The organism is Armatimonas sp. (assembly GCF_964826245.1).
The window spans coordinates 1-8679 of the sequence record NZ_CBAYMC010000191.1 but is presented as its reverse complement, the minus strand read 5'-3'; the positions used below and the strand labels follow the sequence as shown (position 1 = coordinate 8679).

Here is an 8679-nt window from a genome sequence, read left to right as displayed (position 1 = left end):
TCCGTTTTCTCCAGCTTCTGGAACCGATTTGTGGATCTAGTCTTCTCTCGTTCCTTAACGGGGCTCTGGAGTACGATTCGAGTGAAGATGCTTCACTACACGCTCTGCAAGGCAGGAATTTTGCAACCGCTCAACCCATGACTGGAGTTGGTATAATAGCACCATGCCCCGATCTATTGTTACCGGAGGCGCAGGATTCCTGCCCTCGCACCTGTGTGACCGTCTGCTGGCCGAGGGCCACGAGGTCATCGCTCTCGATAGCTTTCTCACCGGCTCGCCCGACAATGTCGCCCACCTAAAAGACAATCCCAAGTTTTCGCTGATCGAGCAAGATGTCTGTCAGTCCTATGAGATCGACGGTGGTGTGGACTTTGTCTTTCACATGGCCTCGCCCGCCTCGCCTGTGGACTTTACCACAAAGGCCATTGAGATCATGATGGTAAATTCGGAAGGTACCCACCAGTCGCTGAAGCTCGCTCTGGCAAAAAAGGCGGTCTTTTTAATGGCCTCCACCAGCGAGGTTTACGGCGATCCTTTAGTCCATCCCCAGCCCGAAGAGTACTGGGGCAATGTTAACCCCATCGGAATTCGTGGTGTTTACGATGAGTCTAAGCGCTTCTCCGAGGCTTTGATCATGGCCTATCGGCGCTTTAAGGATGTCGATACCAAGATTTTCCGCATTTTTAATACCTATGGGCCACGGATGCGGCTCGATGATGGCCGAGTGGTGCCAAATTTTATCGGCCAGGCCTTGCGTGGCGACAATATTACTGTCTACGGCACGGGTACACAGACCCGCAGCTTCTGTTATGTCGCAGACCTAGTGGATGGTATCTACAAGCTCTCTCAGGCACCGAAAGAAGTCTCTGGGCCAATCAATCTTGGTAATCCAACAGAAAGAACGATGTTAGAGTTCGCCCAGGAGATCAAGCGCCTCACCGAATCGGCAAGTGAGATTGTCTATGAAGAGCTAAAAACCGCCGACGATCCCAAGCAGCGCCGTCCGGATAATACGAAGGCGCGTGAGATTCTTGGATGGGAGCCCAAAGTCAGCCTGGAAGATGGTCTGCGGGCAACCATTGCGTACTTCAAGGGCAAGGTCTAGCCCGAAAAAGAGGGGCTTGACAGCAGGATAGCCCTTGTGTTATCCTGCCAACAGTTTTGCTGTCCCTCTCAAACGGGGGGACGAGATATACGAGGAAAAACCTATGGCAATCCGACGGCTCGGCGGCGTGGCAGCGCTCGGCGTTCCCACAGCCCTTTCACTTTTGATGGTGGCTCAGAATCAAGCTCAGGCACAGACCCCTGTGTCCCGTGGCATCGCAGCAGACCTGCGTGTCCTGACTCCGCTCAACGGTGAGATTATCGGCGCAGGCTCTTTCAAGCTAGACTTTTCGTTCAAGAGCCGCTCTGCAGCTCCCATCACCCGCGTGGAGCTCTACGTGGATGGGACGCAGTGGGCAGGGCGCACGCTCGATGTGCCTAGCCTTGGTAACGTCCTGACCTTTGAGGTAGATGGCTCTACTCTCGCGGAAGGGACGCACACCTTCCAGGTTCGCGTTCTCAACCGGGTCGGGGCGGTTTCGACCGCCGATGTCCAGGTGGTTGCCCAAGGTAAAGCGGGCACCCTAGGCAGCGAAAATGTTGCTCCTGCGAGTGTTGGCCCCGCGGGTGCTCCTCAGATGGCGTTCCGCGCCATGCCTTCCAAGCAGCTGATGGGCACGGTAGAAGTCAAGATGGATGTCAGCGCTCCCGCGAACCAGAACCCCTATGTCTCGTTCTACGTAGACAAGCAGTTCAAGATCCTCAAGAACTACCCGCCGTACTCCTTCCTCTTTGACACAACCACCGTCACCAATGGCAAGCACGTGATTGAGGCGACAGGCTACTTGGAGTCTTCCAATGCCGCTACCACGCAGCGCATGGAAGTCTTTGTCAACAACCCTGGTGGTAACACGGACCGCAGCACCGATATTAAGGACCTGGGAAGCAAGACACCTGCCGTTTCTGCAACTTCGGTCACTAAGACTTCGGCAGAGCGCAATGCTCCACAGCTCTCCGCCATCCCCGGTGCGCTTGCGGCAGGCGTACGTGCTGCATCGGGAGTGAAGCCGATCCAGTTGACACTGCCTGGTATCACGTCCAGTACGCGCTCCGTTGAGCCTGGTATGAAGGCTTCGATTGCCACTACCTCAAGCCGCGTCTCCAAGACACCTGCGGCTACGGAAACGAAGCTGGCAATGCCGATTGCACAAGGGCTTCATGCACCGCAGATGGTTGCCACGGAAGTCGTCTTAGGACGACCAACGGCGGTTGCGCCCGGTGCCGCTGCCCGCAAGGCAAGCTCTGTGGCCGCGCAAGCTGTCCGAACCACCACGCTGATGCTGCCTCACAATAGCGCCAAGCCTGCTCCCCGTCCCGCACGGACAATGAAGCCGGTTCTGTCCAGCGCAATGTCCAATGAGTTCAGCAAGAAGCTCATGGTGGCCTTTGATGGCGCCACGATCAACTTTGATGTTGAGCCCCGCATTGAGGCAGGCATCCCACTCGCACCGTTCCGTCAGATCTTCGAGCACACCGGTGGTCAAGTCACCTGGGCACCCGAAGCCCACACGGTTCGCGCCGTAAACGCCGATCGTGAAGTGGTCATCAAGGTGGGCGCTCCCACCGCGACCGTCAATGGTGAGAGCGTGAAGATGGATCGCTCCTCGTTTATTGACCGGGGCCGCACCATCGTGCCGCTGAGCTTCGTGGGCAAGGCGCTTGACGTGAACGTGGACTTCGATCCCGCTACCGGCAAGCTGTTGATTACCAGCAAGAAGTAGTCTCTCTCTCAGCCCCGGCGCTTCGTAGTCTGATAGCTACAGAGCGCCGGGGTTTTTGTTTTTGGGTAAATCATGAATATACTGATTCTTGGCGGGACACTCTTTCTGGGACGGCACTTGGTCGAGGCGGCACAGAAACGGGGGCACTCACTGACGCTCTTTCATCGCGGTAAAACCAACCCGGAGCTCTTCCCCGATGTTGTCCATGTCTTTGGCGACCGAAAAGACGATGACGCTCTAGCACAGCTTGAAGGGCACACATTTGATGCGGTGATTGATACCTGTGGCTATCTTCCTAAAGTCGTTCAGAAGAGTGCGCAGAAGCTCTCAGGCCGTGCAGGCTGCTACTGCTTTATCTCCACCGTCTCAGTCTACGCTCACTGGCCAGGAGCCGGAACCGATGAAGACTCGCCCGTTGCGATCTTGGAGGATCCCACGACAGAAGAGCTGACGGGGGCGACCTACGGGGGCCTGAAAGCACTCTGTGAGCAGGAAGTGCTGGCGGCGTTCCCTGGGCAGGCACTGATTATCCGCCCCGGACTTATCGTCGGGCCGCACGATCCGTCGGATCGGTTTACCTACTGGCCTCACCGAATTGCTCAAGGAGGCGAGGTGCTCGCCCCCGTCAGCCCAGAGCTTCCCACACAGTGGATTGATGTCCGCGATCTGGCGGAGTGGACGATTCAGATGCTGGAGGGGAAGCGCACAGGGGTCTTTAATGCGGATGGGCCCGTGGTAGGACTGGGGCAGCTTCTTGCTACCTGTGTCTTGGCCAGTGGCTCCAACGCCCAAGTGACCTACGCGAGCGAAGCGTTTCTCCAGGCGCAGGAGGTTCAGCCGTGGCTAGAGCTTCCTCTCTGGATTCCCGGCATGCTGGATCTTAAAGAGAGCGGCGCGACTCGCACCCAGCGTGCCCATCTGGCGGGCTTGAAGTACCGCACGGCACTGGAGACCGTCCGCGACACGCTTGTCTGGGACAGCCAGCGCCCCCAGGAGAACGCCTGGAAGGCGACCCTCACGCCGGAAAAAGAATCCGCTGTGCTGGCCGCCTGGCACGCTAAAACGGCCCCCTGACCCCCGCAAGCGGGGGAAATACTAGGAAATTCCTCTTATCTCCCCCAATTTTGGGGGTCGGGGGGCTAGAAGTCGAACTTGTCGACGTTTTCTTTGGTGAAGATCGTGGGATCAGCTACCATGATTTTATTGAGCTCGCCGATCTCACGCTCACCCATCGCGCCCACTTTGATCTTGGTGCCTTTTTCGGCTTTTGCCTCGCCTTTTGCAAGCGCCAAGCACACATAAGCGGAGACGCTTCCCATGTCCACAGGGCTCCAGAGCATGATCTCGGGCGTGACACCGTCTTTGATAAAGCTACGCATCTGGTTGGGGAGTCCTAGGCCAAAGACCCGCACGCCGCCATTTTTCGCATTGGCACCACCGGGATAGACACCGCGCTGCTGGGCTACTTTCGCCGCTGCCGAGACACCGACTGTGGTGGGAGCGATCACGCCTTTGAGATTAGGGTACTTGGTGAGCAAGCCCTCCATCTCCGTGGCGCTCTTCTCGGGCTTATCGTCACCGAAGACCGTGGCGACCAGCGGCATCTTGGCGTACTTGGGATCTTTCCATGCCGCGTTCATCTGCTCCACCCAGAGCTTCTGGTTGGGCGAGTCGCTGGTCGCAGAGAGAATCGCCACCTCGCCTTCGTAGTTGATCCCCTTGCCCATTGTCTCTAAGATCGTCCCGCCGAACTTGGAGAAGTCCGTGGCGAAGATTCCCACATCGCGGTGCGTCTCGTTGCCCGTAAGATCAGCATCTACCGTCACCACTTTTACACCCTTAGCCCGCACCTCATCCAGAGTCCCATTGAGCGCATCTACCGAGTTAGCCGCGATACAGATCACATTGGCCCCACGCTGGACTTCGTCCTTGATGTAGCTGATCTGATTCGTCGCCTCCGCTTGGGCAGGGCCGGTCATCGAGAACTCCGCGCCCTCTTTCTCACAGACCTCTTTCATCCCTTTGGCAATCGCATCGAAGTACGGGTTTCCCACGTTCTTGGGAATAAAGACCACCTTGATCTTCTTCCCATCACCGCCCGCAGGTTTAGGTGCCCCTGCAGGAGCGGGTGCTCCGGCATCTGTCGGCTTAGACTCGTCGGGCTTACAGCCGGTCATCAGTGCCAGTGCCGCCAGCGGCACCAGAGAAAGTAATGTTCGTCGCTTCATGTCGGACTATTTCGCGACAGAGACTCTAGGTTCCTGCATGAATCGGTAGCCAGAACGTCAGGGGCTTTTCGGGGAGATCGAATTTTTCATCGTAGCGCTCAAACTCAGGGCCATCGCCGCGCTGCTGATCAGAGCCGGGGAGCCAAGTGCTATAGGCTCCCATGATCGTCTCACTCAGCGTCGCAAGTGTACAGTCAAAGACCGCGTAGTGGAAAGACACCGGGTGTGGTGGAGGCAAGAGCATTGAGATCGTGGGTGTAGCGCTCCCACAGGGCGGGAAGCTCGCCGTTTTGCATGCCGCCTTGATGACGAACCCCCACCACGACAAAGGCGGGGTGTTCTTGAATTTGTGTTTGCATGGCCGCATACTACCAAAAACAAACCAAATCCGGAAAGGTGGCCACAGGCAGGATATAATAATGGGTTGCCATGTATGAGCTGGTTGTTGAGAGGCATTTTTCTGCCGCACATTTTCTGCCAAACTATCCGGGGCCTTGCTCCCGGTTGCATGGGCATAACTTTATTGTCCGGGCCTATGTCCGTGGCGAGCGGCTAGAGGCAAGTGGGATGTTGGTAGACTTTGGGGTACTCAAGAAAGCGCTCCTGGGAATCTTGGAGGAGCTGGATCACCACTCTCTCAATGAGCTGCCTGCCTTCGCGGCGCAGGCTCCGACCACGGAGAATATCGCTTACTGGATCGCCCAGGAGCTCGGAAAGTGCGACCTGAGCGGGGCGCACGTGCATAAAATTGAGGTCTGGGAGACTCCCGGTCAAGCCGCCGCTTACTACCCGATAGATTGAATCAAGAACTATGGACGAGAGAGTACTTCCGCCCCCTATCACCCTGCGCGAGCTGGTGCGCCTTGTTGCCCGGCGCTGGCTCCTGGCCCTTTCGGTGTTCTTGCTGACAGTTACGGCGACCTACTGGCTCACCAAGCGCATCACGCCAATCTATGAGAGTCGCTCACGGGTGTTGCTGGAGTCGGGTAGTGGAAGCGGGCCTGTGGGAGGACTCGGAAGCCTTTTGGGACTCGTTGCCGGGGGAAATAGTAGCGGAAATGCCTCGCTCGATACCGAGATGGAGAAGATCGAGACCCAGGAGTTCTATAAAAAGCTCCGGGTTCAAGCGGGTCTGGGCGACATGGGCCTTGATGAGATTCAGTTTCGCTTGCAGCTCTCCGGAGGACGCGGGGGACAGGTACTGATCTTCAATGGCCGCGGCACCACGTCTGCACAGGCGCAGCGAATCGCCAACACGGCTGCTGTTCTCTATATCGAGCTGGCTCGTACTGATGCCAAGAACCGTATTGTGCTGGATCGGGATCGGCTTCGCACCGCAGCAGTACTGGCCCGTCAGGAGAAAAACCGCACCGAACGCGCTCTGGAGCGCTTCAACAAAGGCATGCCTGTCTCGGAGCCATCGGCCTACTTTAAAGGACGCGCAGAGAGAACGATTGGGGTGCGCCGCGACCTGGAAGAGGGACGAAAGCAAGAAGCGGGGCTTGTCACACAGCTTAGCTCACTGGAGAGCCAGCTAAAGAGCCTTCCTAAAGAGGTTATCAATGGCTACACTCTCACCAAAAACCCTGTGATTGATGGCTATCAGGCGGAGATCACTGCCCTCAAAGCTCAACGAAAGGTCAAGCTATTGGACTATCAAGAAGATAGCCCCGAAGTGCAGACTCTTGACGAGGAGATTGACGCCAAGGAAAAAGCCATTCAGGAGGCGAGAAAGGCAGCTTTCTCGCAAGGTAGCAAGAGCGTAGGGCGCAACCCTGATTTCACGGGGACACAGAGTAGCATTTTTCAGCTTCGCACCAGTCTCGCCTCGCTCCGTAAGACCATCGCTGAGACGGAGGGACTTCTAGCGGATCTAGAGAAAGAGCAGAGCCAGCTCTCCGACAAGCAGTTCCAGTTTCTTACCTTGCGCACTTCCTTTGAGGCGGCTGCGGAAGCCGACAAAACGGCACAGAGTGGGCTGATTGCCGCGACGATCAAAGAGGCGACGGGGCAGCCCTATGTCCGTGTGCTGGACTGGGGGCGCAAACCTGACTCCCCGCTCTCCCCCAAGCCGCTCCTCAACACGATCCTCTCCGTGTTTCTAGGGTTATTTCTGGGAATTGGGCTGGCACTTTTGGCGGAGTATTTCTCCCATAAGCCGCAGCCTGAGGTCTTTCGTTTTGAGGAGCCTCTGCCTGCGCTCCCGATGGTCGGAGGAGTTCCTCTCTTGGGGACGGCCCCAATAGGCAACTCGGATCATCTCAGCGCACGCGATGAAGATCGCCTGCGGGAGATTGGCTACTGGCTGGCACACCGCGAGTCGGGAGAGCCGGTGCCGGTGCGGCTGCTCCTCGGTGTCCGCTCTGATGATCGGGCTGCCACTCTGGCCGTGCAGCTTGCCAATATCCTCGGCCAAGACGGGGTGCGCGTGGCCGTTGAGGAGGTGGATAATCAGTCCATTGGGAGACTACCGGCGCTTCTGGCAAGTCTTGCGGCGGCGGGCAATGACCTCATTCTACTCTCCGGTCCTGCGGTCTGGAACGTGCGCACGGTGGGGCCTCTGGAGAAAATTGCGGGTGGCCTCGTGCTCGTCGCCTCCCCAGACACTCCCGTTGAAGAGAGTGTTACCCGCGCCCGACGGCTTCTGACCAATGGCTACACCCCACACTTCCACGGTGTGGTTGCTGCGGAAGAGCTTCCCGCTCTCCCTGCGATGGATCTACAAATGGAGGCAAAACCATGACCCCCTTTCTTGCTGCCTATCTCTTGCTCGCTCCACAAGGGCAGGAGCTCCCACCGCCCGTTCCCGTGAGTGGCCCCACAACCACCGCTCCGCTCAATGTGCCCACGGACTATAAGCTTGATACGGACGATGTGCTTCAGATCGAGGTGGATCGCCACACCTATCTCAATCGGGCGGTACGGATTCCCGTGGATGGTGCGCTTCGCCTGCCGCGCCTCCTGACTCCCATTCCGGTGCGTGGCCTTACCTGCGCCGATGTGGCGGAGAGGCTCACGGAAGCGCTTGAAAAAGAGGGCAAGCTGCGCCTGCGTAAGGGGCAAGTTCAGGTAGCACTGGCTGGGATTCGGATGCGACGGATCTATGTGCGAGGCAATGCGACCTTTGGCCGTGACCTCGATTTGAGAAACGGCTGGCGCGTCACCGAGCTGCTCACGACTCTGGGAGGCATTCCTCAGCCCGATCGGATCACGGTGCGCCTCCTCAATCCGGCTAGGCCCGCGCCGCTGACACTCGATATTACGGGGATTCTCAAGAATCCCGACCACCCGCAGAATGTCTTTCTCTTAGAGGGCGACACGCTGACCATGGACCAGCCGCTTCGTAAGCGGCTCTTTGTCAAGGGGGAAGGTCCCCGTGGCCTGCATGAGATAGATGAGCGCTTTGGGCTGCGTGCGGTACTCACCCAGTTTGGCTACTCAGTCGTCAATGCATCAGGTGATCTGCACCATGTGGTTCTCAAGCGTAAGACCATACCCGGCGAGATCAACTCTCCCGAGACGACGCAGAAAATAGATCTCTACGCCCTCCTCACCGATGAGACGATCCCGGAAATCCCCCTGCAAGACCTAGACACGCTGGAGATTCCCCTCTCACTTGACTTTGT

9 protein-coding genes are annotated in these 8679 nt (G+C 57.6%); 6 read left to right on the top strand and 3 right to left on the bottom strand.

What is annotated here, in order from left to right; all coding sequences use genetic code 11:
• Window positions 1-163 precede the first annotated feature (163 nt).
• From AC1XOS_RS16380 to AC1XOS_RS16370, 3 genes are all read left to right on the top strand, one after another.
• Window positions 164-1105 (top strand): UDP-glucuronic acid decarboxylase family protein, encoded by a 942-nt coding sequence (locus AC1XOS_RS16380; protein ID WP_481963296.1) that lies wholly within the window; start codon window positions 164-166, stop codon window positions 1103-1105.
• 103 nt (window positions 1106-1208) lie between these two features.
• The gene (locus AC1XOS_RS16375; protein ID WP_481963295.1) at window positions 1209-2825 is read left to right on the top strand and encodes a copper amine oxidase N-terminal domain-containing protein; all 1617 of its coding nucleotides are present in this window, start codon (window positions 1209-1211) and stop codon (window positions 2823-2825) included.
• Window positions 2826-2897: 72 nt separating this feature from the next.
• A complete protein-coding gene (locus tag AC1XOS_RS16370; protein WP_481963294.1) occupies window positions 2898-3899 on the top strand; it encodes an NAD-dependent epimerase/dehydratase family protein in 1002 nt (333 codons plus the stop codon).
• A 65-nt stretch (window positions 3900-3964) separates the two neighbouring features.
• Here AC1XOS_RS16370 and AC1XOS_RS16365 read toward each other — a convergent pair whose 3' ends face one another.
• The 3 genes from AC1XOS_RS16365 to AC1XOS_RS16355 are packed head-to-tail and all read right to left on the bottom strand — an operon-like array spanning window position 3965 to window position 5412.
• Window positions 3965-5053 carry a substrate-binding domain-containing protein gene (locus AC1XOS_RS16365; protein WP_481963293.1) on the bottom strand — a complete coding sequence of 363 codons (1089 nt, stop codon included), beginning with the start codon at window positions 5051-5053 and terminating at the stop codon, window positions 3965-3967.
• 25 nt (window positions 5054-5078) lie between these two features.
• A complete protein-coding gene (locus AC1XOS_RS16360; protein WP_481963292.1) occupies window positions 5079-5273 on the bottom strand; it encodes a GyrI-like domain-containing protein in 195 nt (64 codons plus the stop codon).
• Window positions 5248-5412, bottom strand: coding sequence for a GyrI-like domain-containing protein (locus AC1XOS_RS16355; RefSeq protein WP_481963291.1), 165 nt, complete (start codon window positions 5410-5412; stop codon window positions 5248-5250). Before AC1XOS_RS16355 ends, AC1XOS_RS16360 begins: the two co-directional genes overlap by 26 nt.
• A gap of 70 nt (window positions 5413-5482) precedes the next feature.
• On the opposite strand from AC1XOS_RS16355, the gene queD reads away from it, so the two are divergent.
• From queD to AC1XOS_RS16340, 3 genes are all read left to right on the top strand, one after another.
• Window positions 5483-5854, top strand: a complete 372-nt coding sequence (gene queD, locus AC1XOS_RS16350; protein WP_481963290.1) for a 6-carboxytetrahydropterin synthase QueD — start codon at window positions 5483-5485, stop codon at window positions 5852-5854.
• 10 nt (window positions 5855-5864) lie between these two features.
• Window positions 5865-7796 carry a GumC family protein gene (locus AC1XOS_RS16345; RefSeq protein ID WP_481963289.1) on the top strand — a complete coding sequence of 644 codons (1932 nt, stop codon included), beginning with the start codon at window positions 5865-5867 and terminating at the stop codon, window positions 7794-7796.
• On the top strand, window positions 7793-8679 hold an 887-nt coding region (locus AC1XOS_RS16340), incomplete at its 3' end, for a polysaccharide biosynthesis/export family protein (protein WP_481963288.1). The genes AC1XOS_RS16345 and AC1XOS_RS16340, both read left to right, overlap by 4 nt.

Bases quoted from the DNA above. Each gene is read 5' to 3' on its own strand.
- AC1XOS_RS16380 (WP_481963296.1), top strand. From the start codon at position 164: ATGCCCCGATCTATTGTTACCGGAGGCGCAGGATTCCTGCCCTCGCAC.
- AC1XOS_RS16375 (WP_481963295.1), top strand. From the start codon at position 1,209: ATGGCAATCCGACGGCTCGGCGGCGTGGCAGCGCTCGGCGTTCCCACA.
- AC1XOS_RS16370 (WP_481963294.1), top strand. From the start codon at position 2,898: ATGAATATACTGATTCTTGGCGGGACACTCTTTCTGGGACGGCACTTG.
- AC1XOS_RS16365 (WP_481963293.1), bottom strand. From the start codon at position 5,053: ATGAAGCGACGAACATTACTTTCTCTGGTGCCGCTGGCGGCACTGGCA.
- AC1XOS_RS16355 (WP_481963291.1), bottom strand. From the start codon at position 5,412: ATGCAAACACAAATTCAAGAACACCCCGCCTTTGTCGTGGTGGGGGTT.
- queD (WP_481963290.1), top strand. From the start codon at position 5,483: ATGTATGAGCTGGTTGTTGAGAGGCATTTTTCTGCCGCACATTTTCTG.
- AC1XOS_RS16345 (WP_481963289.1), top strand. From the start codon at position 5,865: ATGGACGAGAGAGTACTTCCGCCCCCTATCACCCTGCGCGAGCTGGTG.